Here is a 24,902-nt window from a genome sequence, read left to right as displayed (position 1 = left end):
CCGGCCCCCTTCCAGGAATGTGATCTCGCATCCTGGACCGATCTTGCTCAGGATGTGGTCAGCCGGGTCGGGGGCCCCGCCGGTGCGCGGTCCCGGCCCCGCCCGGCGGCAGGTAGACGACGGTGGGGGCACCGGTGGCCGGGTGGGCACTCACCTCGGCGTCGACCCCGTAGACCTCGCGCACCAGCTCGGCGGTGAGGACCTCGGCGGGCGGGCCCGTCGCGACGATGCGGCCCGCGGCGAGGACGCAGAGGCGGTCGCAGTAGTACGCGGCGAGGTTCAGGTCGTGCAGCGCGAAGAGGTTGACCGTGCCCAACTCCCTTACCAGGGAAAGGATTTCGAGCTGGTAGCGGATGTCGAGGTGGTTGGTCGGCTCGTCCAGGACGACGACGTCCGGCCGCTGTACGAGGGCTCGGGCGACGAGGGCGCGCTGGCGTTCGCCGCCGGACAGGGACGGGAAGGGGCGGGCGGCGAGGTCCGCGATGCCGACGCGGGCGAGCGCGTCGCGGACGAGGGCGCCGTCGGCGGCGGTGTCGGCCTCCCAGAAGCGGTGGTGCGGGGAGCGGCCCATGGCGACGATCTCGCGCACGCTCAGCTCGATGCCGCCTGCCTCGGCGTCCTGCGGGACGGTCGCGATGCGGCGGGCGCGGGCCTTGGCGGGCAGGGCGTGCAGGTCGGCGCCGTCGAGCAGGACGCGTCCCGCGGTGGGGCGCAGGGTCGCGTAGACGCAGCGCAGCAGGGTGGTCTTGCCGCTGCCGTTGGGGCCGACCAGGCCGATGGTCTCGCCGTCGGCGGCCTCCAGGGTGATGTCGTGGAGCAGGGTGCGGCCCCGGGGCGTGGTGTACGCGAGCGACTCGGCGCGCAGGGTCGTCATGCGGGGCCGCCTTCCGCGCGGGCGCCGCGGCCGCGCAGCATCCACAGGAAGAACGGGCCTCCGGTGAGCGCGGTGAGCACGCCGACGGGGATGTCCTGCGGGGCGGCGACGGTGCGGGCGGCGAGGTCGGCGACGACGAGGAAGGCGGCGCCGCCGAGTGCCGCGACGGGCAGGAGGGTGCGGTGGGCGGCGCCGGCCACCATGCGGGCGGCGTGCGGAACCATCAGGCCGACGAAGCCGATCGCCCCGGTGTACGCGACGAGGGCGCCGGTGAGCAGCGAGGTGAGCACGAAGGCGGAGGCGCGGAAGCGGCCCGCGTCGAGGCCGAGGACGGTGGCGCCCTCCTCGCCGACGAGCAGCAGGTCCAGGGGGCGGGCCAGGGCGATCAGGACGAGGGTGCCGATCGTGAGGGCGGCGGCGGGCAGGGCGAGCATGTCCCAGCGGGCGCCGCCGAGTCCGCCGAGCGTCCAGTGCAGGACTTCCTGTACGTGTTCGGCGCGGGCGGAGGTGACGAGGATCAGGCTGGTGAGCGCGGACAGGACGTAGGAGACGGCGACCCCGGCGAGGACGAGACGGCCGCCCGTCATGGATCCGGCGCGTCCGGCCAGGGCGTACACGAGGAGGAGCGCGGCCAGCGCCCCCGCGAACGCGGCGGCCGGGAGGGCGATGGTGGTGGCCGCCCCGGCCCCCGCGCCGAGCACGATCACGGCGACGGCCCCGGCGGAGGCGCCGCTGGAGACGCCGAGCAGGAAGGGGTCGGCGAGCGGATTGCGCACCAGGGCCTGGAGGACGGTCCCGATGACGGCGAGCCCGGCTCCGGTGACGGCGCCGAGCACCACGCGGGGCGCCCTGACCTCCAGGACGATCGTGCGGTACGGGCCGGGTTCGGCGGCGCCGGTGACGATGGCCAGTACGTCGCCGGCCGGTATCCGCACCGAGCCGAGCGCGAGCCCGGCGGTCGCCGCGGCCAGCAGCACGAGGGCAAGGCCCGCGAGGAGGAGGGAGTAGCGCGTGCGCGGGGTCACTCCCCCGTCCCCGCCCGCAGCTGCGTCGCCAGCTTGGTCACCGCGTCCGGTGCCCGGACGCCCGTGACCATGTCGGACAGGGGCAGGACGGCGAAGCTGTTGTTCTTGACGGCGGGGACGGACGCGAGGGCCGGGTCGTCGCGCAGGCGCTTCTTCTTGGCTTCCGCGCTCGTGCCCCCGTAGTCGAGGATCAGGATGGTCTCGGGGGCGCGGGCCACCACGTTCTCCCAGCTCGCGTCGCCGAAGGACGTCGTGCTCAGGTCGTCCGCGAAGACGTTGCGGCCGCCCGCCCGCGTCACGATGTCGTTGCCGATGCCCTTGCCGCCGACCGTGAACGCCGTCTTGTCGCCGCTGTCGTAGACGAACACCGGGACGGGCTCCGCGCCCTCGCGGGCCGTGCGGGTGCGTGCGTTGGTGGCCTGGGCCGACGTCACCCACGACTCGGCCCGGTCGGCCACCCCGAAGGTCCGGCCGACCTCGCGGACCTCCCGGTACACGTCGTCCATCGTGGTCGCCGCGCCGTGCGGGCAGTTCTCCACGTTGAGGCGGGAGGTGATGCCGCTCTTGGCGAGGGCCTCGCGTCCGCGGCCCTCGCTCGCCGCGAACGCGGAGGCGTAGCCGCCGTAGACGAAGTCCGGGTTCACCGAGAGGAGCTTCTCGTACGAGGGGTACTCGGCGGCCAGGACGGGGACCGAGCGGTAGTCCGCCGCGTACCTCGGCAGGACCTCGTCGTCCATGTAGGCGGTCGCGGCGAGGGACTTGGCGAGGCCCAGCTCCAGCATCACTTCCGTGGCGTGCTGGTTCATCGTCACCGCCCGCTTCGGGGGCGCGGTGTACGTCGTCGTGACGCCGCAGTTGGTGACCGTGTACGGGAAGCCGGGGGCGGAGCCGCCCGCGGCCTCGGGCTGCGCGCGCGTCGTGCACGCGGCGAGCGGGAACAGCAGGGCGGCGGCGAGTGCCGCGCGGCGCCAGAGCATGGCCGGGCTCCTCCAAGGGGATTCCGCGTCCCCTGTCGACGGGAGAAGGCGGCAGGCCAGTTCCTGGCTTCCCGCACCGAGGAGCTCGGTGCGGGTCACAGTGGCGGGACCGTGCCGGATTCACACCGGCTTCCTGGGCCCTGCCGCCCAATGATCGAAAGTGCGTACGGCCAGTATGCCCGGGATTCGTCCGTACGCGTATTCGTCAGTACGCCTCTACGACCCTTACATCTTCCTCCGTGATCACGCCGTCCACGATGCGGTACGAGCGGAACTGGAACTCCCCGGCCCCGTCCGTGTCCGCCGTCGACACCAGGACGTAGTGCGCGCCGGGCTCGTTGGCGTACGTCACGTCGGTGCGCGAGGGGTAGGCCTCGGTCGCGGTGTGGGAGTGGTAGACGATCACCGGCTCCTCGTCGCGGTCGTCGAGGTCGCGGTAGAGCTTGAGGAGGTCCTGCGAGTCGAACTCGTAGAACGTGGGCGAGCGGGCCGCGTTGAGCATCGGGATGAAGCGCTCGGGGCGGCCGGTGCCGGCCGGGCCCGCGACCACACCGCACGCCTCGTCGGGGTGGTCGGCGCGGGCGTGCGCGACGAGCTGGTCGTACAGGGCCTGGGTGATGGTCAGCATGTCGGCAAGAATAAGCATGCGGGCCGTTCCGTATCGAGGTGCGATACGGAACGGCCCGCATGGTGAGAAGACGCAGGTCAGAGGAGCTGAAGAACAGGGGCGGCGAAGAGCCTCAGCTGCGCTTGGCGAACGCCTTGTTCTCGGGGTTCTTGGCCTTCAGGACCAGGTAGGAGACGCCAAGGATCAGGGCCCACAACGGCGCGCAGAACAGCGAGACGCGGGAGTCCTTGTCGATGCCCATCATCACGATGACCATGCCGATGAAGAGCAGCGCGAACCAGCTGGTGTACGGGGCGCCGGGGGCGCGGAAGCCGGACTTCGGCAGTTCGCCGCGGTCGGACTTGGCGCGGTAGCGGATCTGGCAGACCAGGATCATGATCCAGGCCCACATGCCGGAGATGGTGGCGAAGGAGACCACGTAGTCGAAGGCCTTGCCGGGCGCCACATAGTTGATCCACACGCCGACCAGCATGAGCGCCGCGGAGACCGAGGTGCCGACGAGCGGGGTGCCGCTCCTGGTGAGCTTGGTGAAGACCTTCGGGCCCTGGCCGTTGAGCGCGAGGTCGCGCAGCATGCGGCCGGTGGAGTACATGCCCGAGTTGCAGGAGGACAGGGCCGCGGTCAGGACGACGAAGTTGACGATCGCCGCGCCGATGCCGAGGCCCATCTTCTGGAAGGCGGCGACGAAGGGGCTCACGCCCGGCTGGAACTCGTGCCACGGGACGACCGAGAGGATCATGATCAGGGCGCCGATGTAGAAGACGGCGATGCGCCACGGCACGGTGTTGATGGCCTTGGGCAGGGTCTTCTCGGGGTCCTTGGACTCGCCCGCGGTCACGCCGACCAGTTCGACGGCGAGGAAGGCGAACATCACGATCTGGAGCGTCATCAGCGTGCCGCCGATGCCCTTGGGGAAGAACCCGTGGTCGTTCCAGAGGTTGGCGACGGTGGCGGTGTCCGCGGCGTCCGAGAAGCCGACGGTCAGGATGCCGGCGCAGATCAGGATCATGCCGACGATGGCGGTGACCTTGACCATGGAGAACCAGAACTCCAGCTCACCGAAGAGCTTCACGGAGATGAGGTTCACGGCGTACAGGATGAGCGTGAAGATCAGCGCGTAGGCCCATTGCGGGAAGCTCTTGTGGGTCCAGAAGGACATGTACTGGGCGGCCGCGGTGACTTCGGTGATGCCGGTGACGACCCAGAAGAGCCAGTACGTCCAGCCGGTCACGAAGCCCCAGAAGGGGCCGACGAACTCGCGGGCGTACTCCGAGAAGGAGCCCGACACCGGGCGGTACATGAGCAGCTCGCCGAGGGCGCGCATGATGAAGAAGATGACCAGGCCCGCGATGGCGTAGGCCAGGATGAGGCTGGGGCCGGCCTTCGAGATGGCCTTGCCCGCGCCGAGGAAGAGGCCGGTGCCGATGGCACCGCCGATCGCGATCATCTGGATCTGCCGGGCCCCGAGGCCCCGCTGGTATCCCTCGCCCGAGCTGTCGCCCGGAGCCTGGGCGGTCCCCGCGGCCTCAATGCCGGCAGGACGGTCTCCGTGCTGGTCGACCTGCGCTGAGGTCATGGTGGTGCGCCTTTCTCCATGCTGACCCGTCCGCCTCGGTCACGAAGCGTCGGATCAGGTCCTGATCCCCCCGGATGTGGATGGAGTGCCACCGGCGGTCTGCCGGTCGAAGCGCCCCCGGGAACATGGGTGGCGTCCCCGGGTGGTCGTGAAGATTTATCACGGCCTTATGGGTGATCCCCAGCGAGCTTTGTGGCGCAGACCACAGGAAGAAGCGGACAAAGGTCCGTCAATATGACAAAGCAGGTCGATGTGGTAACAGGATCGTTATCTGGATTTGAGCGTCCGCTGAGCGAACGCCCCTCAACCGGTCGATCGCTCAGGGCATGAGCGTTTCGATGAGTGTTTCCTGCAACACACCCAGCCACAGATAGGCCATCACCATCGGCTTGCGCGGGTCGTCGTCCGGCAGCCGGTACAGCTCGCCGCTCTCGTCCTCGTCGGTGATGTCGAGCCGGGTGGCGATCGTCAGGCGCAGGTCGTTGAGCGCGCCCAGCCACTGCCGCGCGTCCTCGGAGGTCAGCTTCAGGACGGCCCCGCCGTCGCCCTTGGGCGTCAGGGCATCGAGGCCGTGCACGACCGCGAGGGCGTCGCCGCGCTTGCGCGCGCGCAGGTCGTTCTCGGTGAAGCGTCTGAACTCGGCCGAATTGGCGCGCAGTTCGTCGCTCTCCTCGCTCGCGTACGCCTCGGGGAAGAGGCGGGCGAGAGCCGGATCGCTGGGCGGCTCGCTCGGGCCCTCGGCGAACAGGGCGGCCAGCGGGTCCGCGTCCTCGGCGGGCTCGTCGCCCGGACCGATGAGTTCGAGCAGCTGGACGGCGAGCGAGCGCAGGATGGCGATCTCGACCTCGTCGAGCGCCACGGCCGCGCCTCCGCGGGGCAGCGCCTCGAAGTGCCCGGCCATCAGCCGCGGTCCTGGGTGAGCGTGGCCCACAGGCCGTAGCCGTGCATCGCCTGCACGTCGCGTTCCATCTCCTCGCGGCTGCCGCTGGAGACCACGGCCCGTCCCTTGTGGTGCACGTCGAGCATCAGCTTGTGGGCCTTGTCCTTCGAGTAGCCGAAGTAGGACTGGAAGACGTACTGCACGTAGCTCATCAGGTTGACGGGGTCGTTGTGGACGAGCGTCACCCAGGGCACGTCGGGCTCGACGACGGGAAGGCTCGACTCCGCCGACTCGGGGCGTTCGATCTCTACGGGGGCAACGCTCACGACTCTGGGCGACCTTCGTCTCTTCTGCCGGGGGTCCGAGGGCCTGCCCCCGGACGGTGCGGCCTGCCGGGGATCCGGGGTGGGCCCCCAAAAATCACAGCCACGGCCTCCATGCTGCCACCCGGGGCGGGTCATCGCACAAACGGGCCCCTAGAAATCGTCAGAGTGACGAGTATTCGGGGTAGCATCCCCGCATGCCCCGTCACCGGGGCGATCTCCAGGACCCCCGGCCGGCCTGCGCCCGGCCCGGACGAAAGGGCGAGGTAGCTCGCTGTGAATGCCCCGGACCTCGGTCTGCCGGTGGACGTCCCGTCGACCGCGCTCTTCACCGACCAGTACGAGTTCACGATGCTCCAGGCCGCCCTGAAGGCCGGCACGGCCGAGCGGCGCTCGGTCTTCGAGGTCTTCACCCGCCGCCTGCCCGAGGGCCGCCGCTACGGCGTGGTCGGCGGCACCGGGCGCGTCCTGGACGCCGTCGAGAACTTCCGCTTCGACGCGGGCGTGCTCGGCTTCCTGCGCGAGAACGACATCGTCGACGAGCCCACCCTGCGCTGGCTCTCCTCCTACCGCTTCAGCGGCGACATCTGGGGCTACCCGGAGGGCGAGGTCTACTTCCCCGGCTCGCCGATCCTGCGCGTCGAGGGCTCCTTCGCCGAGTGCGTGCTCCTGGAGACCGTGATCCTCTCGATCCTCAACCACGACTCCGCGATCGCGGCCGCCGCATCGCGGATGTCCTCCGCCGCGGGCGGCCGCCCGCTGATCGAGATGGGCGCCCGGCGCACCCACGAGCTGTCCGCGGTCGCCTCCGCGCGCGCCGCCTACGTCGGCGGCTTCAGCACCACGTCCGACCTCGCGGCCGGCTTCCGCTACGGCATTCCCACCGTCGGCACCAGCGCCCACGCCTTCACCCTGCTCCACGACAGCGAGCGCGACGCCTTCCGGGCGCAGGTCGACTCGCTGGGCCGCGGCACGACCCTGCTCGTGGACACGTACGACGTCACCGAGGCGGTGCGCGCCGCCGTGGAGATCGCCGGGCCCGAGCTCGGCGCGGTCCGCATCGACTCCGGCGACCTGCTCCTGGTCGCCCACCGGGTGCGCCAGCAGCTCGACGAACTGGGCGCGACCGACACCAAGATCGTGGTCACCTCCGACCTCGACGAGTACGCCATCGCCTCGCTGGCCGCGGCCCCCGTGGACGCGTACGGGGTCGGCACCCAGCTGGTCACCGGCTCCGGGCACCCGACCTGCTCGATGGTCTACAAGCTGGTCGCCCGCGCCCGGTCCGCCGACCCGAAGGCGCCGCTGGTCCCGGTCGCCAAGAAGTCGCTCGGCGCGAAGTCCTCGATGGGCGGCCGCAAGTGGGCCGCGCGCCGCTCGGACGCGTACGGGATCGCCGAGGCCGAGGTCGTCGGCACCGGCGACGTGCCGACCGGGCTCGTCGAGCGCCAGCTCCTGGTCGAGCTGGTCAAGGGCGGCACGGTGGTGGCTCGCGAGCCGCTGGACACCGCCCGCGAGCGGCACATCGACGCGCTCGCGGCGCTGCCCATGTCCGCGAGCCAGCTCTCGCGCGGCGAGCCGGTCATCCCGACCGAGTACGTCTGAGCCGCCCGGCAGGGATTTCCGCCCCCGTTTGCCCCCTGCCGCGCGCCTCGCGAAGTCTCTACGCTCAAGGAACAGCCCTCTTTGGCCCCGGGCCCGCAGACCGAAGGACAGCCGACATGCACCGCGCCTTGATCGTCGTGGACGTCCAGAACGACTTCTGTGAGGGCGGCTCCCTCGCGGTCGCGGGCGGCGCAGACGTCGCCGCCGCCATCACCGACCTGGTGGGCCAGGCCGCCGGATCCGCCTACCGCCACGTGGTGGCCACCCGCGACCACCACATCGACCCGGGCGCGCACTTCTCGGACACGCCCGACTACGAGCACTCCTGGCCGGTGCACTGCGTGGCCGGCACCGAGGGCGTGGGCTTCCACCCCAACTTCGCGCCGGCCGTCGCCTGCGGGGCGATCGACGCGGTCTTCGACAAGGGCGCGTACGCGGCGGCCTACAGCGGTTTCGAGGGGCTCGACGAGAACGACGTCTCGCTGGCCGACTGGCTGCGCTCGCGGCAGGTGGCCGAGGTCGACGTGGTCGGCATCGCCACCGACCACTGTGTGCGGGCCACCGCCCTGGACGCGGTGCGGGCCGGCTTCGTGACCACCGTCCTGCTGGACCTCACGGCCGGAGTGGCCCAGCACACCACGTCGGCGGCCCTTGAGGAGATGCGGGCGGCGGGCGTCGAGCTGTCCGGCAAGCCCGTGGTGTAGCGCGCGGCTACTTGAGCAGCGCCCGTATCGGGTGCCAGAGCTCCTCGGTGGTCTCCGGGGCCGTGCGCCACAGCAGGCCGTCGGGGTGGTGCAGGACGGCCGTGATCTCGTCCAGGGTGGGCGGCGCGGTCTGGCCGCGCAGATAGACCGCCCGCAGGCCCAGATTGCGGAGCCTGGTCAGGGCCCGCGCCCGGTTCACGGCGTGCACCAGGACGCGCACGTCGGTACCCGGTGCCGCCGGGTTCGGCAGGGTCAGCGCGACGACCACGCTGCCTCCTGGCAACTTGCAATAACCTCCGCCGGGCATGCCGGACCACTCCCCCTGAAGGACGACGCGTTGGACTCGCTGTCAATAAGGACTCGTAGGACGCACCTAAACACGATCGGCCGCCGCCCGCTAGAGGGCGACGGCCGATCATGGTTTGACCTGCGGTTTTGACAATTACTTGGTGGAGGTGCCGACCTTCACCGTGATCGTCTGGCCGTTGGACGGCTGGTCGATGATGGAGATCTTGGTCCCGGTGTCAGGAACCTTGACGCTCCCCGTCGGGTTCTCGGCGTACCAGTACGTGCCCTTGTGGTCGTCGAAGACCGGGACGCCGGGCTGCGACTTGATCTTCGTCGCCACGTCCGCGTTGTGGAGCGTGAAGGCGTCCGTGCGGTACTGGCTGAACGGCGCGTCGAACGGCTGGATCTTGTTGCGGAGCAGCGTGCCGTTCGACCACTTCAGCGGCTTGGCGTGCGCGTCGACCGGCAGGATCAGACCCTGGCCGGGGTGGGCCGAGACGTTGTTGTCCTTCTGGGAGGTGTCCCAGAGCCAGATGAGCAGACCCTTCTGGTACGGGTAGTGCTCGACCCAGCTCGGACGGGTCTTGGAGAAGCCGAAGTTGTACGGGCCGACCTTGAGGGTCGTGTCGTACGAGACGTACTGGCGGTTCTCCGCGAGGTAGTACTGCGGGTAGTCGTTGGTGAAGGACTCCCCGATGCGGGTGAAGTTCTTCGCCGTCCAGCCGTTGTCGCCGCCCTCGGCGCCGTCGGTGACCACGGCGGTGCCGTCGGCGGTGACGGTGATCGCGTCGGCGGTGAAGCCCTTGCCGCCCGCGCCACCGTCCGTCTGGTAGCGGAAGCGGAGCTGGATCTGCTTGCCGGCGAACTGGTCGAGCGGGTACGACAGCTTCTTGTACGCGCCCGAGGCGTCGGTCAGGGCCGGCTTGTCGCTGGAGTCGCGCGGGATGGCCTTGCCGTCGGCGGTGCCGTCGATCGCGGTCCAGCTGGCGCCGTTGTCCGTGGAGACCTCGGTGTAGAGGAAGTCGTAGTCCTTCTCGATGTCCCACCAGCCCGAAAGGTCCAGGGACGCCTTGGACTTGCCGGTCAGGTCGACCGAGCGGGTCAGGGTGTTGTTGAGGTTGTCACCCATGCCGCTCCACCACTGCTTCGAACCCTCGACGGGCTTGACGACGGTGGTGGTGACTTCCTTCTTGGGCAGCTCGACGACGAGCGCCTGGTTGTTCTTGGTGTTGTACTCCGAGACGCCCAGCTTGGCGGTGATCTTCGAACCCGCCTTCACCGAGGCGTAGTCGAGCCAGCCCAGCTGGAGCTTGTCCCACGCGGTCATGTCGCCGGGCAGGTCTCCGATGGAGTCCTTGCCGGTGCCGAGCCAGGAGCCGGCCGACATCAGGGACCAGAAACCGACCGAGTTCTCGGCGGTGTTGGTGGTGTCGTAGAGGTCCGGCAGACCGAGGTCGTGGCCGTACTCGTGGGCGAAGACACCGAGGCCGCCGTTCTCCGGCTGCATGGTGTAGTCGCCGACCCACATCCCGGTGTCGCCGATCTGGGTGCCGCCGGCCTTGTTGTTCGCCGGACCGGTCTTGCCCGCGTCGGTGCCGTACGCGTACCAGCGGTGCGCCCACAGGGCGTTGGTGGCCTGCGCGCCGCCGCCCGCCGACTCGTCCTCGCCGGCGTGCACGATCTGGAAGTGATCGATGTAGCCGTCGGGCTCGTTGAAGTTGCCGTTGTTGTTGTAGTCGTTGCGGTCCCACTGGTCGTACTGACCCAGGGTCGCCTTGATCTGCGCGTCCGTCTGGCCCTTGGCCTTCTGGTCGGCGACCCAGGCGTTGACGCCGTCGCGGACGGTGTCCCACACGTTGGCGCAGTTGGTCTGGCCGCAGTAGTTGGACCCGTAACGGGCCTCGTTGTACGGGATCTTGACCCAGTCGGTGACCTGGCCGTCGACCGAGTAGCGGCCCGAGGACGTCTTCTCGTAGTACGTCTTCAGCGAGTTGACGTTCTTGCCCGTACCGAAGTACAGGTCCTGGTAGTGCTTCTGGTTGTAATCGGCCTGCCAGGCGGTCGAGTTGTCCTTCGACCGGTCCGGCTTGGCTATCTGGTTGTGCGCCGGGCCGGGGGTGCCCCCGTACTTGGGCTGCGGCGGCTTGGGGCCGTCCGGGCCGTCCGGGTCGTACATGGTGGTGTTGTCGACCTGGTCGCCGAACTCCACCAGGATCGTGAAGATCTTGTCGGTCTTCTGCCGGCCGAGCTCGACGTACTTCTTGTCGCTGAGCTTGACGACGTCGGAGCCGCCGCGCTTCTCGACCTGCTTCTTGCCGGACAGCACGCCTTCGAGCGCGGCCTGGCGCTGCTGGGCCTGCTGGTCGGTGAACGGGCCCTTGAGGTTGTGCTCCTGGCCGTTGGCCGTCGACGGGTCCTGACGCTGGACGGCCGCCGGGGCCTTCGTGTCCGCCTGGGCCGTGGCGTATGCCGAGCCCGTGGCGCCGGCCGTGGCGAGAGCCACGAGCACGGCGGCGGCTCTTGCCGCCCTCCTGCTGCTGGTCACTTGATGTTTTCCTCCCCCGCGGCCGGCAGGAACCGGGGGGTGAGGGGCTGGTTCCGGTCACGACACGCGTCTCAAGTGACGACATTGGACCGGAGTTACCAAAGAAAAGACAGATCTTGACTTGTTCGTGCCAAGTACATTATGCAGAAGGCGAGTTCCGCTATCCGAACGTGACAGGTGTGCTAACAGACCGGGACAACAGGTGCACATGTCTCACCATCCGGACCGGGGCGCGTCCCGGAATGACTCCGTGCGCCCCCCGTGCACCGGCACCGTGGGTTAGGTCACGCTTACCAACAGTTCCGCTCGGGCATGGTGGGACGTAGAGTCGCTTGGCAGTGCGATCCGGGGGCCGAGGCCGCCGGTTGAGAACGGTCGAGGGGCTCCACCCCTATCCGAACCATGAGGACGGATAACGCCATGCCGCGTCCCACTGCCGCACAGCTCTCCTACGGTTCGGCCACCGTCGTGTTCTCGACCGTCGCCATGCTGCTGCTCTCCCGCACCGAGTCCGGCATCGGGGTGGCGGTCATCGTGCTCGCCGCGCTGCTGCTCGGTCTGCTCGTCGCCGTGACGGTCCCCATGCCGCTGCCCCGCCGCACGCGGGCGGACGCGAACGACCGCACGGCCCCGGCCGCTGATGCGGCACCGGAGAACCGTGCGGCCGTCGTCGAGACCCCCGCCGCCGCGGGGACCGCCCCGCCGTCTCAGCAGTGGGAGAGCGTGCCGGCCCCCCGCCGGCAGCGGCCCGCCACCCGTGCGCACTCACTGCGGAGTTGAGACCACCACCACCGTCTTGCCCGCCTTGTCGTGCCAGCCCTGCCGGTAGGGCTTGTCGGCCACGATCGTGATGATCAGGACGATGTCCCACAGGCAGTAGCAGCAGAGCACGAACGGCGCCCACAGGACGGCGGCCCGCGCGAGCGCCGCGTTGGTCGTGGGCACGGCGCCGTCGTTGAGCATCGCGACCCGCAGCCCCAGCCACTTCTTGCCGAGGGTCTGCCCGGACTTCGCCACCATCAGGGTGTCGTAGCCGATGTAGACCACGAGCGTGATCAGCAGCCACAGCAGGCCACTGCCGGAGTACGCCTTGCTGATCACCTCGGTGCCGGAATCGCCGTTGTCGGTGGTGGAGATGACGACCCGGTTGCTCGTCGCCCACTCGATCAGGCCGAGTGGGATCGCGATGATGAGGAAGTCGATGAAGCGCGCCAGGAACCGCTTGCCGAAGTCGGCGAGCGGCGGCATCCCGGCCAGCGGGTCGACACCGCCGTACTGACCCCCGTACGGGTCGGAGGGCGGCGGCGCGCTGTCGTACGGCGAACCGCCACCGGGGGGAGGCGGTCCGCCGTACGGACCACCACCGCCGCCGTACGGGCCCGACCCGCCGGGCGGGGGCGGAGCGCCGTAAGGGCCGGCGCCGCCGGGCGGCGGGCCCGAACCGTGGGGCGCGTCGGCGGGCGGCGGCTGGGCACCGCCGTAGGGAGAACCGCTCTGCGGAGGCTCTGACGGCCTCTTGAGGAACGGGTCGTCCTCGGGCGGCTGACCGGGCGGCGGCTGATCGGTACTCATGCCGGTAGTGCACCGCGCGCGCGGGACCTCCGCGACCGGAGGGACGCCGTTCGGGGGGCATCCGGGCGGACCCCGGCCTCTCCATCGCCCCGGCCCCGCCCGGCCTCCGCCTGGCCCCCGCCAGGCCCGGCTGTGTCCCCGCGCTATCCCCGCGCTATCCCCGCGCGACGAACGTCCGGGCCGCCTTGTCGTGCCAGCACTGGCGCCACGGCCGGTCGAACAGGCACCACGCCACGTCGACCACGCCGATCACGAGCAGCCCGAGCACCCCGTAGACCAGCCAGCGCCGCGCCGCCTGGCCGAACGTCGGCGGCTCGTACGACTCGATGCCGCGCACCTGCACCCCGCACAGCCGCTTGCCGAGAGTGCGCCCCCACTTGGCGGTGGGCAGCGCCTCGTACAGCAGGCCGAGGACGAGGAAGGCGCCGAGCACGATCCCGAGGAAACCCGCGGTCGTGCCGTCCAGCAGATACACGGTGACCGTGCGGCCCGACAGCTTCGCCGCGTCGACCTTCTCCTGGATGTGGTCGCCGACCCGGGTGAGCAGCGGCACCGCGAGGCCCCCGACGACGGCGCCTAGCAGCACGGTGTCGACGAGCCGCGCGATCAGCCGCCTGACGAGACCCGCGGGCCGTGCCGCGGCCTGCGCCTGGGCGGCCGCGAAGAACGGGTCGGCGACCGGGGGCTTCCACGGCACGACGGGTTCCTGCGTCTGAGCCTGCCCCTGCCCCTGCCCCTGTGCCTGGCCCTGCGGATCGGGCTGCGCGAGCCGGTGCACCTGCTGCGCCCACGACGCGGCCCCGCCCCCCGGCCCGGCCGTCATCGGCGAGCCGGGCACGGGGGCGGGTTGAGCGCCGGGCGGCTGAGCCGTCGGCTGGGGGGCGGCGGGCGCGGGTGTCGGACCGGCCGCGGTGTACGAGCCGTCCGCGCGGCCGGTGGCCGACTGCCCCAACGGGTCCCCGGACGCGGGCAGTTGGGCTCGCACGGGAGGCGGTTCGACGGCGGCGGGCAGCACGGTTCCCGCGATCCGGCCGGGCTGCTGCGGGTGTTGCGGGTGCTGGCTCTGGTGCTGCTGGTGGTGTTGCTGGTCTTGTTGCTGCTGGTGCGGCACCGGGCCACCGGGGCGGACGGGGGCCGAAGGCTGCCCGGGGTACGGCTGCCCGGCGTCGGACGCCCGGTCCGGTTCGGGGCGCCGGGGGTCGGGGAGGCGGGGGTCGGCTCCGGGCAGCCCGCGCGGATCGACCGGCCGGCCCCACGAGACGCGGCGGTCCTGATCGCCGCCGAATCCGGACTGGTGGGCGGCGTCGGCGTGCCAGGCGGGCTGCGGGTGGCCGCCCTGCCCGTGCGCGCCAGGAGCGGACGCGGACGCGGCCTCGGGCTCGTCCAGGAAGACCGGGCCCGTCTCCTCGGCCGGTGCGGAACGGACCGGGGGCACGGCGGCGAGCGAGGGGGCCGGGGCGGGGGCGGCGCCCGGCGGCGGGGTGGGCGGGGCCTCATCGGCGGCCGGAGCGGGCCGGCTCGTGCCGGGCACCCAGGAGACACCGTTCCAGTACCGGACATATCCGGGAATGGAGGGATCCGGGTAGTACCCCTCCCTGGCTGCGCTCCCGTCGCTGTCAGGAGGAACCGTCGCCATGTCCCCAACTCCGTTCCGATCCAGCACACTTGATGTCCGCCGCGGCACCCGGCCGGACCGGGCCGCGTCGCACGCCCGCACCCGCCCCGGCAGGCCCGTGGGACGAACCCTAACCAAGAACGCGCGGCCGTTAGGAGGAAGCCGGGCAGGAAGCCCGCGTTCGAGCGACGCGGGGTGCCGCCCGGCAGCGGGGTCCTCGCCGCACGGGCGGAGCGCGGCAGTGCGTACAGTCGTGGCGCGTCGAACCGACGCCCCCGGCCCTGCCGGTCAGGAAAGCGAGTCAACGATGCACGTGGGGCCCGGTCGGACCGGTCATGACAGCCCGGTGGACCCCGAGGCGTCGTCGCCCGCGCTACGGCGGGCCTGGACGGCGGTCGCGGCCTTCGCGGCGGTCCGCGCGCTGGGCCTGCTGGTCCTCGGATTGTGGTCGCGCGCCAACGGCGCCGACGCCCATGCGTTGCTCTCCCGCCGCTGGGACTCGCTCTGGTACGCGCGGGTCGCCGGGTCGGGATACGACTTCACGCTGACCGCGCCGGACGGGCGGGTCCTGTCCGACCAGGCGTTCTTCCCGCTGCTCCCCTGGCTCGAGCGGGCCGTCGGCGCGGTGAGCCCGCTGGGCCCCGGCGATGCGGGTCTTCTGGTCAGCGGGGTGGCGGGGCCGGTCGCCGCCTGGGGCATGTATCTGATCGGCCATCACCTCTACGGCCACCGGGCGGGGCTCCTCCTGGTGACGCTGTGGGCGGCGGTACCGGTCGGCATCGTCCAGTCGATGGCCTACAGCGAGGCCCTGTTCGTGGCGCTCGCCGCGTGGGCGCTGTACGCGGTGGCCCGGCGGCGCTGGGTCGAGGCCGGGCTCCTCGCGTCGCTCGCCGGGCTGACCCGGCCCGTGGGGCTCGCGGTGGCCGCCGCGCTGTGGGCGGGCGCCGTGGTCGAGGCGCGCCGCGGCCGGAGCGTCGGGGCGCGGATGCTCGCCGGGGTGCTGCTCGCCCCGCTCGGCGCGGTCGCCTACATCCTGTGGGTGGGGGCGCGCCGCGGCAGCCCGCTCGCGTATCTGGACGTGCAGGCCGAGTGGGGCAACGGCTTCGACGGGGGCCTGGCGTACGCGAAGTTCATCGTGGCGCACCTGGGCGGCTGGCCCGTCGTGCTCGCCGGGCTCGGTCTGATCGCGGGCACGGCGCTCGCGCTGTGGGCGTACGCGGCGTGTGTGCGCGGGCGTCAGCCGCTGCCGCTGCTCGTCTACACCGGCATCGTGATGGCCCTCGCGCTGTGCTCGTCGGGCTACTTCGGCTCCAAGCCGCGGCTGCTGCTTCCGGCCTTCCCGCTGCTGCTGCCGGTGGCGCTGGCGCTGTCCCGGGTGCGGGCCTCGCGCGCGGTCTCCGTGGTCGCCGCCCTCGCGCTGGGCTCGGCGGTGTACGGGGCGACCTGGCTGGGCGGCTCGGGCCCGCCGTAGCGGGCGGTCCGGGCGGGTGTGAAAAAAATTTCCCGAAGTCGCGTCATGACCGCCGGGGAACTTGCTCTCATCCGGTGCGGGGCCCGGCACCGGTCCCCGCACCGGGAAGAGAAGAGGAAGCCATGCACACCGTCGTGGAGCGCGAACTGGAACTCAAGCTGGTGCTGTCGCCCGAGCGGAGCATCCCCGTGCCGGCCCGGCTCACGTACCGCACGGAGGATCCCTACGCCGTGCACATCACCTTCCACATCGGCTCCGACACCCCCGTCCACTGGACCTTCGCGCGCGAGCTCCTGGTCGAGGGGGTGTTCCGGCCGTGCGGCCACGGCGACGTGCGGATCTGGCCGACCAAGGTCGAGGGCCGCAGCGTGGTCCTGATGGCGCTCAGCTCACCGGACGGGGACGCGCTCCTGGAGGCCCCCGCCGTGCCCGTGTCGGCGTGGCTGGAACGCACGCTGCGGGTGGTGCCGCCGGGCTCCGAGACGGAGCAGCTCGGCATCGACGACGGCCTCGCCGAGCTGCTGGCGACCACCACCGGCCGCGGCCGCGCCGACGAGCTGTGGCTGCGCGACCCCTGGCCCCGCGACGAGTCCCGCCCGGAGGAGGGCGTGTGAGGAAGCGCGCGGGACGGCGCGCGGGGCGGCGCGCGGGGCGGCGTGCGGGGCGGCGTGCGGGGCGGCGCCGTCAGAACAGTTTGCCGGGGTTGAGCAGATCCAGCGGGTCGAAGGCATGCTTGACGGCGCGCTGCATCTCGATGCCCACCGGCCCGAGTTCGCGGGCGAGCCACTCCTTCTTCAGTACGCCCACGCCGTGTTCACCGGTGATGGTGCCGCCCAGTTCCAGGCCGAGCGCCATGATCTCGTCGAACGATTCGCGGGCGCGCCGCGACTCGTCCTCGTCGGCGTCGTCGAAGCAGACCACGGGGTGGGTGTTGCCGTCGCCCGCGTGGGCGCAGACACCGATGGTCAGGCCGTACTTGGCGGCGATCGCCGAGGTGCCCTCCAGCATCGCGGCGAGCTTCGAGCGCGGCACGCACACGTCGTCGATCATCGTGGCCGGCTTGATCGTCTCCAGCGCGGTGAGCGACAACCGCCTTGCCTGGAGCAGGAGTTCGGACTCGGCGACGTCGTCGGCCGGCACGACGTCGGTGGCGCCGGAGGCGGTGCACAGGGCGCCGACGGCCGCGAGGTCGGCGGCCGCGTCCGGGGTGTCGAAGGCGGCGAGCAGCAGCGCCTCGGTGCTCTCGGGCAGGCCCATGTTGGCCATGCGGTTGACGGCCTGGATGGTGGTGCGGTCCATGAGTTCGAGCAGCGACGGGGCGTGGCCGCGCTCCATGATCGCGACGACCGCGTCGCAGGCGGCCGCGGCCGAGCCGAACTCGGCGGCGAGCGCGAGCTGCGGCGGCGGCGCGGGCCGCAGCGCGAGGACCGCTTTGACAACGATGCCGAGGCTACCTTCGGAGCCGACGAAGAGCCGGGTCAGGTCGTACCCGGCGACGCCCTTGGCGGTGCGCCGGCCGGTGCTCATGAGCCGCCCGTCGGCGAGGACCACTTCGAGGCCGAGGACGTACTCGGCGGTCACCCCGTACTTCACGCAGCACAGGCCGCCGGAGGCGGTGCCGATGTTCCCGCCGATGGTGCACATCTCCCAACTGGAGGGATCCGGCGGGTAGTAGAGCCCGTGTTCGTGGACGGCACGCGACAGCACGGCGTTGACGACGCCCGGCTCCACGACCGCGACCCGGTCGACGGGGCTGATCTCCAGGATGCGGTCCATCTTGACGAGCGACAGGACGATGCAGCCGTCGCTCGCGTTGGCCGCGCCGGACAGGCCGGTGCGCGCGCCCTGCGGCACGACGGGCACCCGCAGCGCGGTGGCCGTGCGCATCACGTGCTGGACCTGCTCGACCGTGCGGGGCAGCACCACCACGGCCGGGCTGCCCGCCGAGCAGAAGCTCGCCATGTCGTGGGCGTAGGAGCCCGTGATGTCGGGGTCGGTGATGACGGCGTCCGCGGGGAGGCCCTCATGCAGCCGTTCGAGAAGATCGTCCATGTTCTCAGCCTGGCACCCGGGGCCATCGGTGTGAACCCTTTCCCCGGTCGGTCGGGCGGGAGCGGTGGGCTCTTCCTATTGACGCACAGTGAACGCCATGGAGATCGCTAAGACCGAACAGGACCCGGACGCTGCCCGGCGGGCGGCCTGGCTCTCGGCGTCGGCCGAGGCTCAGCGGACCGCGCGGCGGCCGGGGCCGCGGCCGGCCCTGAAGCGGGCGGCCCTGGTGGCGCTGGCGGCGGGGGTGCTGGTCGGGGGCGTCCTGTTGATCATGCCGGAGCGCCGGGGGCCGAAGGCGGCGCCGCCCGCCCCGGGCCCCGCGGCGCGCGCCCTGACCGCGGTGACCGCGGGCGCGCCCGCCTCGGTGGGCGATCTGACGGCGCTCATCACCGACCGGGCGGCCTGGGTGCGCACCCACCCCACGGACGAGGCGTCCTGGGCGGTGCTCGGCGCGGCCTATGTGGAGCGCGGGGAGCGGGCCGCCGACCCGTCGTTCTACCCGCGCGCCGAGTGGGCGCTCAAGCGCTCCCTGGAGGTGCGCCCGAAGGACAACCAGGACGCGGAGATCGGACTCGCGTCCCTCGCCAACGCCCGCCACGACTACGCGGCGGCGCGCACCCTGGCCGAGGGCGTACGGGCCCGCTCCGCGAACCGGTGGACGCTGTACCCGCCGCTGATCGAGGCGTACAACGGGCTCGGCGACGCCAAGGGCGCGGCCAAGGCGGTGGAGCGGCTGCTCGAACTGCGGGACGGCTCGGCCTCGTTGACGCAGGCCGCCGAGGTCTACCGGGCGCACGGCTGGCGCGAGGACGCGACGGTGGCCGCCGACGAGGCCGTCGCGCACGCCACCTCTCCCGTGCAGAAGGCGGCCGCGCTGGTGGCGGCGGGCGATCTCGCCTGGGAGCGGGGCGAGCCGGACGGCGCGCTCGCGCGGTACGAGGCGGCGCTGCACGCCGATCCGGGTGCGCACGCGGCGCTCGCGGGCCGGGCACGGGCCAAGGCGGCACTCGGCCGCACGGCCGACGCGCAGCGCGACTACCAGGCGGCGATCGCCCGGCTCCCGAGGCCCGAATACGTCCTGGAACTGGGCGAGTTGTACGAGTCGCAGGGCCTGGACGGCGACGCGCGGACCTGGTTCGACAAGCTGCGCGAGCTGGCCGCGCGGGACGGCTCGAACGGGGTCGACGACGCCTTGGTGCTCGGCCGGTTCGAGGCCGATCACGGGGCGGTGCACGCCGCGGTGGACCGGCTCGACGCGGAGTGGAAGGCGCATCCGAGCCCGGCCGCGGAGGACGCGCTCGGCTGGGCGATGTACCGGGCGGGCGATACGGAGGAGGCGCTGGCGCATGTGCGGAAGGCGACCGACTCCGGGGTGCGCAGTGCCCTGTTCTCCTATCACCAGGCCATGATGGAGCGGGACTTGGGGCAGTCGGGTGCGGCGCGGCGCCATCTTCAGGACGCGCTGCGCACCAACCCGTACTTCTCGCCGGCGCTCGCCCCGAAGGCGAAGGAGGCGCTCGCCGCGCTGGGCGAGCCGCCGGGAGGCGGCCCGCGGGACATGTACGGCCAGGTGGCGGCCGCCGCGCAGGCCGGTCCGGGCTCCGGTTCGGATGCGGGCTCCGGCTCCGGTTCGGGAGGCGGGGGCTCCGCGTCCGGCCAGTCGTCGGACCAGTCGTCGGGCCAGGGGTCCAGGCGGCCGGCCCGGCCCCGGCCCGCCAAGCCGGCGAAGCCGTCGCAGCGGCGCGGCTGAGCGCGGCCGAGCAGGCGCCGCAACGGCCGGAAAACGCCCCGGCCCCACGGGTCAGGTCCGTGGGGCCGGTGACTCATGACGGTAACTCAATTACCGTACGGACGTGACCTGTTGCAGGTCAGAGGTTGCCGCGCAGCTCCTGCTCGCGCTCGATGGCCTCGAACAGGGCCTTGAAGTTGCCCTTGCCGAATCCCATCGAACCGTGCCGCTCGATCATCTCGAAGAAGACGGTGGGCCGGTCCTGCACCGGCTTGGTGAAGATCTGGAGCAGGTAGCCGTCCTCGTCGCGGTCGACCAGGATCTTCAGCTCGCGCAGCGTCTCGACCGGCACGCGCGTCTCGCCGGCCCACTCGCCGAGGGTGTCGTAGTAGGAGTCGGGGGTGTTGAGGAACTGGACGCCGGCGGCGCGCATGGCGCGTACCGAGGCGACGATGTCGTTGGTGGCGAGCGCGATGTGCTGGACGCCGGGGCCGCCGTAGAACTCCAGGTACTCGTCGATCTGCGACTTCTTCTTGGCGATGGCCGGCTCGTTGAGCGGGAACTTCACCTTGAGGGTGCCGTCGGCGACGACCTTGGACATCAGCGCGGAGTACTCGGTGGCGATGTCGTCGCCCACGAACTCCTTCATGTTGGTGAAGCCCATGACGTTGTTGTAGAACGCCACCCACTCGTTCATCTTGCCGAGCTCGACGTTGCCCACGCAGTGGTCGATCGCCTGGAAGAAGCGCTTGGGCGTCTCCACCAGCGGCGCGGCCTCGACGAAGCCGGGCAGGTAGGGGCCTGTGTAGCCGGTGCGCTCGACCAGGGTGTGGCGGGTCTTGCCGTACGTGGCGATCGCGGCGAGGACGACGGTGCCGTGCTCGTCGGTCACCTCGTGCGGCTCCTCGAGGCCGGTGGCGCCGTGCTCGGTGGCGTACGCGTACGCGGCCCGCGCGTCCGGCACCTCGATGGCGAGGTCCACCACGCCGTCGCCGTGCTCGGCGACGTGGTCGGCGAGGAAGCGGCCGTGGTCGGTCGAGGGCTTGATGACGGAGGTGAGGACGAAGCGGGCGCCGCCGCTGGTCAGCACGTAACTGGCGGTCTCGCGGCTGCCGTTCTCCGGTCCGGAGTAGGCGACCAGCTTCATGCCGAAGGCCGTCGAGTAGTAGTGCGCGGCCTGCTTGGCGTTGCCCACGGCGAAGACGACCGCGTCCATGCCCTTCACCGGGAAGGGGTCGGCCTGCCGCGCGGTTCCGGGGGTCTGATCCAGGGTCTCAGTCATGCCAGGAGAGTCCCTCCGTCCGGCAAGCTGCGCAATAGTTCGCACATTCACTGGTCAATCTGCACAGTGGACGGACAGGATGAGAGGGCGTTCTGTACACGATGACCATCCGGAGGCGGCCATGGCGATCGATCATCTGGACGGGCGGCTGATCGTGCTGCTCGCCCGGGAACCCCGCATCGGCGTCCTGGAGGCGTCCCGCCGGCTCGGGGTGGCCCGCGGCACGGTCCAGGCGCGGCTCGACCGGCTTCAGTCGAAGGGAGTCATCCGCGGCTTCGGGCCCGACGTCGATCCGGCGGCGCTCGGCTATCCGGTCACCGCCTTCGCCACGCTGGAGATCAAACAGGGCCAGGGGGCCGACGTACGGGCCCACTTGGCGTCCGTGCCCGAGGTCCTCGAACTGCACACGACCACCGGCCAGGGCGACATGCTGTGCCGCCTCGTGGCCCGCTCCAACGCCGATCTCCAGCGGGTGATCGACCGCGTCGTCGGTTTCGACGGCATCGTCCGGGCCGCGACGGCGATCGTCATGGAGAACCCGGTCCCGCTGCGGATCATCCCGCTGGTGGAGCAGGCGGGCCAGGACTCCGCGCCGGGGGGTGCCTGAGGCGCCCCCCGGGCTCCAGCCCCTCCCCCATTTCCGGCGTGAGTCGCCAAGAACTCAATGCAAAGAAAGCGTTGCAATGCTTCCTTTGCATAGCTATCTTTGGACCATGCCCGAGAACAAGCGCTCCCACGTGCCGCCCCTGGAGAACGCCACCGGGGAGCGCATCCTCGACGCCCGCTCCCTGCGCGGCCTCGCCCACCCGCTGCGGATGCGCATCCTGAAGTCGCTGCGCCACGACGGTTCGGCGACCGCCTCCCAACTCGCCGAGCGCCTGGGCGAGTCGAGCGGCGCCACCAGTTACCACCTGCGCCAGCTGGCCGCGCACGGCTTCGTCGAGGACGACCCGGGGCGCGGCAAGGGCCGCGAGCGCTGGTGGAAGCCCGTCCACCACGGCACGACCTTCGCCGAGGACCTGCATACCAGCAGCGACCCGGAGGTGCGCGGCGCCGCCGACCTGTTCCTGCACGAGGTCGCCACCATCCACACCCAGGAGCTCTCGACCTGGCTCGGGACCAAGCAGGACTGGCCGCAGGCGTGGGTAGCCAGCAGCGACCTGAGCGACTTCACCCTGGACCTCACCCCGGGCCAGCTGCAGGAGCTCAACGACAAGCTGCACGCCGTGATCGAGCCGTACCGATCCGTCGCGGCCGAGAACGGCACCGCCCAGGTCCGCGTGCACCTGCACGCCTTCCCGCGCTCGGCCCCGCCCCGCTGAACCGCGCCTGGTTCCGCCCGCCCGATCCGGCGGCCCACGGTCCGGCCGACCCGCCCGCCCGATCCGGCGCACGGTCCGGCCGACCCAGCCCGCTCAATCCAGCCCATAGAAGGGACCTGCGTCATGCACAGCGACGTCCACCATCTGCTGCATCACCTGCGCGCCACCGAGCTTGCGGCCGGGGCGCGGGCCGCCGAGTCGGCGGCCGAGGTCCGCGCCGCGCACCCACCAGAGCACCGGATGCGCACCCAAGTCGGCTGGATGCTGGTTGAGTTGGGTCTTCGCATGGCCCAGCAGACACCACGTGGGCAAGCCCGCCTCGCATGAGCGGGCCGGGGGGACACCGCGACAGAAGGCCGCTCACGGCGGTGCTGACCGCCAACGCCGTCTCGGCGACCGGGAGTTCACTCACCCTCATCGGGGTGCCGTGGTTCGTGCTCCAGACCACCGGCAGCGCGGAACGGGCCGGAGTGGTGGCCTTCTGCGCAACGCTGCCGATCGTCGTGTCGTCGCTGGTCGGCGGCCCGGTCATCGACCGCACCGGGCGCCGCCGGATCTCGGTCGGCTCCGACCTCGTGTGCGGCCTCGCGGTCACCGCGATCCCGCTCCTGCACCACGCCGGGCTCCTCGCGTTCTGGCTGCTGTGCGCCCTGATGGCGCTCGGCGGACTCGCCCACACCCCGGGCGTCACCGCGCGCTACGTCCTGCTGCCCGACCTCGCCGAGCGGTCCGGCACGTCCCTGGCGCGCGCGGCCAGCGGGTACGACGCCGTCGCGCGGGGCGCCCGGATGACCGGCGCGGCCCTGGCCGGCGTGCTCATCGCGCTGACCGGCGCGGGCAACGTCCTGCTCATCGACGGCGCGACCTTCGCCGTCTCGGCGGCGCTGGTCACGGCAGGCCTGCGCGGCCTCCCCGAGGCCGGGCCCCGGAGCACGGCGCCACCGGTCACACCGCGCACCTACAAGGCCGAACTGCGCGAGGGATACGCCTACTTGGCGCGCACCCGGCTGCTGCTCGCCGTGGTCGCCATGGTCATGCTGATGAACGGCACCGACCAGGGATGGAACGCCGTGCTGCTCCCGGTCCACGCCGACCGGAACCTGGGCGGCGCGCCCCAACTCGGCCTGCTCTCCGCGCTGTTCGGAGCGGGCGGCCTGGCGGGGGCGCTCCTGTACGGCCTGCTCGGACACCGCTTCCGGCGCCGTACGGTCTTCTCGGTCTGCGTGCTGCTGTGCGGGGCGCCCCGCTACGCGGTGGCCGCGCTGACCGGCACCACGCTGCCGCTCGCGGTCACGATGGTGGTGGCCGGGCTCGCGGGCGGCGCCCTGAACCCGATCCTCACGACGGTGACCTACGAGAGGGTGCCGGACGCCCTGCGCAGCCGGGTCGCCGGGGTGCTCACGGCGGGCTGCGAACTGGCGATGCCGCTCGGCGGCCTCGCGGCGGGGTTCCTCGTGGAGCGCGCGGGGCTGCGCGGCGCACTGCTCCTGGTCGGCGGGGTGTACCTCCTGGCGACGCTGAGCCCGCTGGTCCTCCCGGCGTGGAAGGACCTCGACGCGGAGGCCGGGGAGCCCGCGGGGCCGGCACCCGCTGGGACCCCTGCGGCCGCTGAGGCAGCTGAGGCCGTGGGCGGCGTCAGCAGGACGGAACCGGGGCGCCCTTCTGCAGCGCCTGGAGCGAGGACACCGCGCTCTTGAGCGTGGTGACGGGGATCAGCCGCAGCCCCTTGGGCAGTTCGGACTTGGCATCCGAGCACTCACCCTTCGGCACGAGGAAGACGGTCGCGCCGTCCCGGGCGGCGGCCTGGGTCTTGAGGGCGACTCCGCCGACCGCGCCGACCTCCCCGTTGCCGGCGATCGTGCCGGTGCCTGCGATGGTGCGGCCGCCGGTGAGGTCACCGCCCGAGCCGTCGCCGTTCAGCTTGTCGATGATGCCGAGGGTGAAGAGCAGCCCCGCGCTCGGGCCGCCGACGTCGGCGAGGTGCAGATCGACCTCGACCTTGTCGGGGCTGAGGCCGAGGTAGCCGAGGGCCGCGACGGAGGCGGCGTCCTGCGACTGCTTCATCTCCGCCTGGTTGTGCTCGGAGATGTCCTTCTCGCTGCCGCCGCCGGGATAGACCGAGTCGCGGGGCATCACGGCCCGGTCGGTGCGAAACCAGCCGTCGACGACGTCGGAGATGCCGACGTCCGCGTCCGGCCCCGTCGCGAGAATCGTCGTCATCCGCAGCTGCCCGCTGGTGGGGCGGGTGGGCGCGCCGGTGATGGTGATCACCGGCTTGCCCTCGTCGTTCCCCAGCACGTTCGCGGTCGGCCCCGGCTGGGCCACCGCGAACGGCAGCGGAGCGAAGCAGGCGACGGCGAGCAGCGCGACGACCGGCGCGGCGCCGATGGCGAGATTGCGGAGGCGGGGGTGACGAGAGAGCACGGCTCCAATC

24 protein-coding genes and 1 riboswitch are annotated in these 24,902 nt (G+C 71.8%); of the genes, 10 read left to right on the top strand and 14 right to left on the bottom strand.

Annotated elements, in window-relative coordinates; all coding sequences use genetic code 11:
* Positions 1–58: 58 nt before the first annotated feature.
* The 7 genes from OG432_RS21470 to clpS form a co-directional block, all read right to left on the bottom strand.
* Positions 59–874: an ABC transporter ATP-binding protein gene (locus OG432_RS21470; RefSeq protein WP_328312579.1), complete on the bottom strand. Its 816-nt coding sequence runs from the start codon at positions 872–874 to the stop codon at positions 59–61.
* On the bottom strand, positions 871–1,899 hold the full coding sequence (locus OG432_RS21465) for a FecCD family ABC transporter permease (protein WP_328312578.1): 1,029 nt from the start codon (positions 1,897–1,899) through the stop codon (positions 871–873). Before OG432_RS21465 ends, OG432_RS21470 begins: the two co-directional genes overlap by 4 nt.
* The gene (locus OG432_RS21460; RefSeq protein WP_328312577.1) at positions 1,896–2,876 is read right to left on the bottom strand and encodes an ABC transporter substrate-binding protein; all 981 of its coding nucleotides are present in this window, start codon (positions 2,874–2,876) and stop codon (positions 1,896–1,898) included. Before OG432_RS21460 ends, OG432_RS21465 begins: the two co-directional genes overlap by 4 nt.
* A 7-nt stretch (positions 2,877–2,883) precedes the next feature.
* A riboswitch (adenosylcobalamin (AdoCbl) riboswitch) is annotated at positions 2,884–3,036 on the bottom strand.
* Between the two features lie 45 nt (positions 3,037–3,081).
* Positions 3,082–3,504, bottom strand: a complete 423-nt coding sequence (locus OG432_RS21455) for a M67 family metallopeptidase (RefSeq protein ID WP_328312576.1) — start codon at positions 3,502–3,504, stop codon at positions 3,082–3,084.
* Positions 3,505–3,616: 112 nt separating this feature from the next.
* On the bottom strand, positions 3,617–5,080 hold the full coding sequence (locus OG432_RS21450; RefSeq protein WP_328312575.1) for an amino acid permease: 1,464 nt from the start codon (positions 5,078–5,080) through the stop codon (positions 3,617–3,619).
* A 319-nt stretch (positions 5,081–5,399) separates the two neighbouring features.
* A complete protein-coding gene (locus OG432_RS21445) occupies positions 5,400–5,981 on the bottom strand; it encodes a DUF2017 domain-containing protein (protein WP_328312574.1) in 582 nt (193 codons plus the stop codon).
* Positions 5,981–6,286 carry an ATP-dependent Clp protease adapter ClpS gene (gene clpS, locus OG432_RS21440; protein WP_328312573.1) on the bottom strand — a complete coding sequence of 102 codons (306 nt, stop codon included), beginning with the start codon at positions 6,284–6,286 and terminating at the stop codon, positions 5,981–5,983. Before clpS ends, OG432_RS21445 begins: the two co-directional genes overlap by 1 nt.
* Positions 6,287–6,559: 273 nt before the next feature.
* Here clpS and OG432_RS21435 point away from each other — a divergent pair, with 273 nt between their 5' ends.
* Entirely contained in the window at positions 6,560–7,888 is a 1,329-nt protein-coding gene (locus OG432_RS21435; RefSeq protein WP_328312572.1) for a nicotinate phosphoribosyltransferase, read from the top strand.
* 116 nt (positions 7,889–8,004) lie between these two features.
* The gene (locus OG432_RS21430; RefSeq protein WP_328312571.1) at positions 8,005–8,592 is read left to right on the top strand and encodes an isochorismatase family protein; all 588 of its coding nucleotides are present in this window, start codon (positions 8,005–8,007) and stop codon (positions 8,590–8,592) included.
* A gap of 7 nt (positions 8,593–8,599) precedes the next feature.
* Here the strand turns inward: OG432_RS21430 and OG432_RS21425 are convergent, their stop codons facing one another.
* Positions 8,600–8,899, bottom strand: coding sequence for a hypothetical protein (locus OG432_RS21425; RefSeq protein WP_328312570.1), 300 nt, complete (start codon positions 8,897–8,899; stop codon positions 8,600–8,602).
* A 135-nt stretch (positions 8,900–9,034) separates the two neighbouring features.
* On the bottom strand, positions 9,035–11,425 hold the full coding sequence (locus OG432_RS21420) for an immune inhibitor A domain-containing protein (protein WP_328312569.1): 2,391 nt from the start codon (positions 11,423–11,425) through the stop codon (positions 9,035–9,037).
* Positions 11,426–11,845: 420 nt separating this feature from the next.
* Here OG432_RS21420 and OG432_RS21415 point away from each other — a divergent pair, with 420 nt between their 5' ends.
* Positions 11,846–12,205 carry a hypothetical protein gene (locus OG432_RS21415; RefSeq protein WP_328312568.1) on the top strand — a complete coding sequence of 120 codons (360 nt, stop codon included), beginning with the start codon at positions 11,846–11,848 and terminating at the stop codon, positions 12,203–12,205.
* Here the strand turns inward: OG432_RS21415 and OG432_RS21410 are convergent.
* Both OG432_RS21410 and OG432_RS21405 read right to left on the bottom strand, forming a co-directional pair.
* Entirely contained in the window at positions 12,191–12,997 is an 807-nt protein-coding gene (locus OG432_RS21410; protein WP_328312567.1) for an RDD family protein, read from the bottom strand. The two genes, OG432_RS21415 and OG432_RS21410, sit on opposite strands and share 15 nt — an antisense overlap.
* Before the next feature lie 154 nt (positions 12,998–13,151).
* Complete coding sequence (locus tag OG432_RS21405) at positions 13,152–14,633, bottom strand: RDD family protein (RefSeq protein ID WP_328312566.1); 1,482 nt, start codon at positions 14,631–14,633, stop codon at positions 13,152–13,154.
* 286 nt (positions 14,634–14,919) lie between these two features.
* Between OG432_RS21405 and OG432_RS21400 the strand changes: the two genes are divergently transcribed.
* Together OG432_RS21400 and OG432_RS21395 are read left to right on the top strand one after the other, a co-directional pair.
* Positions 14,920–16,083, top strand: coding sequence for a hypothetical protein (locus tag OG432_RS21400; RefSeq protein WP_443058429.1), 1,164 nt, complete (start codon positions 14,920–14,922; stop codon positions 16,081–16,083).
* A gap of 122 nt (positions 16,084–16,205) precedes the next feature.
* Positions 16,206–16,697, top strand: a complete 492-nt coding sequence (locus OG432_RS21395) for an SsgA family sporulation/cell division regulator (protein WP_328312564.1) — start codon at positions 16,206–16,208, stop codon at positions 16,695–16,697.
* 70 nt (positions 16,698–16,767) lie between these two features.
* Here the strand turns inward: OG432_RS21395 and OG432_RS21390 are convergent, their stop codons facing one another.
* A complete protein-coding gene (locus tag OG432_RS21390) occupies positions 16,768–18,135 on the bottom strand; it encodes an FAD-binding oxidoreductase (RefSeq protein ID WP_328312563.1) in 1,368 nt (455 codons plus the stop codon).
* Between the two features lie 97 nt (positions 18,136–18,232).
* Here OG432_RS21390 and OG432_RS21385 point away from each other — a divergent pair, with 97 nt between their 5' ends.
* Positions 18,233–19,885 (top strand): tetratricopeptide repeat protein, encoded by a 1,653-nt coding sequence (locus OG432_RS21385; protein WP_328312562.1) that lies wholly within the window; start codon positions 18,233–18,235, stop codon positions 19,883–19,885.
* Positions 19,886–20,003: 118 nt separating this feature from the next.
* Here the strand turns inward: OG432_RS21385 and hppD are convergent, their stop codons facing one another.
* Positions 20,004–21,146, bottom strand: coding sequence for a 4-hydroxyphenylpyruvate dioxygenase (hppD, locus tag OG432_RS21380; RefSeq protein ID WP_328312561.1), 1,143 nt, complete (start codon positions 21,144–21,146; stop codon positions 20,004–20,006).
* Between the two features lie 121 nt (positions 21,147–21,267).
* Here hppD and OG432_RS21375 point away from each other — a divergent pair, with 121 nt between their 5' ends.
* The 4 genes from OG432_RS21375 (at position 21,268) to OG432_RS21360 (ending at position 24,165) form a co-directional block, all read left to right on the top strand.
* Positions 21,268–21,753: an Lrp/AsnC family transcriptional regulator gene (locus OG432_RS21375; RefSeq protein WP_328312560.1), complete on the top strand. Its 486-nt coding sequence runs from the start codon at positions 21,268–21,270 to the stop codon at positions 21,751–21,753.
* Positions 21,754–21,859: 106 nt separating this feature from the next.
* The gene (locus OG432_RS21370; RefSeq protein WP_328312559.1) at positions 21,860–22,468 is read left to right on the top strand and encodes an ArsR/SmtB family transcription factor; all 609 of its coding nucleotides are present in this window, start codon (positions 21,860–21,862) and stop codon (positions 22,466–22,468) included.
* Positions 22,469–22,591: 123 nt separating this feature from the next.
* Positions 22,592–22,795, top strand: a complete 204-nt coding sequence (locus OG432_RS21365; RefSeq protein WP_328312558.1) for a hypothetical protein — start codon at positions 22,592–22,594, stop codon at positions 22,793–22,795.
* A complete protein-coding gene (locus OG432_RS21360) occupies positions 22,792–24,165 on the top strand; it encodes an MFS transporter (RefSeq protein ID WP_328312557.1) in 1,374 nt (457 codons plus the stop codon). Before OG432_RS21365 ends, OG432_RS21360 begins: the two co-directional genes overlap by 4 nt.
* Here the strand turns inward: OG432_RS21360 and OG432_RS21355 are convergent.
* Entirely contained in the window at positions 24,104–24,892 is a 789-nt protein-coding gene (locus tag OG432_RS21355; protein WP_328312556.1) for a YlbL family protein, read from the bottom strand. The genes OG432_RS21360 and OG432_RS21355 overlap by 62 nt on opposite strands.
* Between the last annotated feature and the right edge of the window lie 10 nt (positions 24,893–24,902).

This window comes from Streptomyces sp. NBC_00442, from assembly GCF_036014195.1.
GTDB lineage: Bacteria > Actinomycetota > Actinomycetes > Streptomycetales > Streptomycetaceae > Streptomyces.
This window is presented reverse-complemented; position numbering and strand designations above follow the sequence as displayed.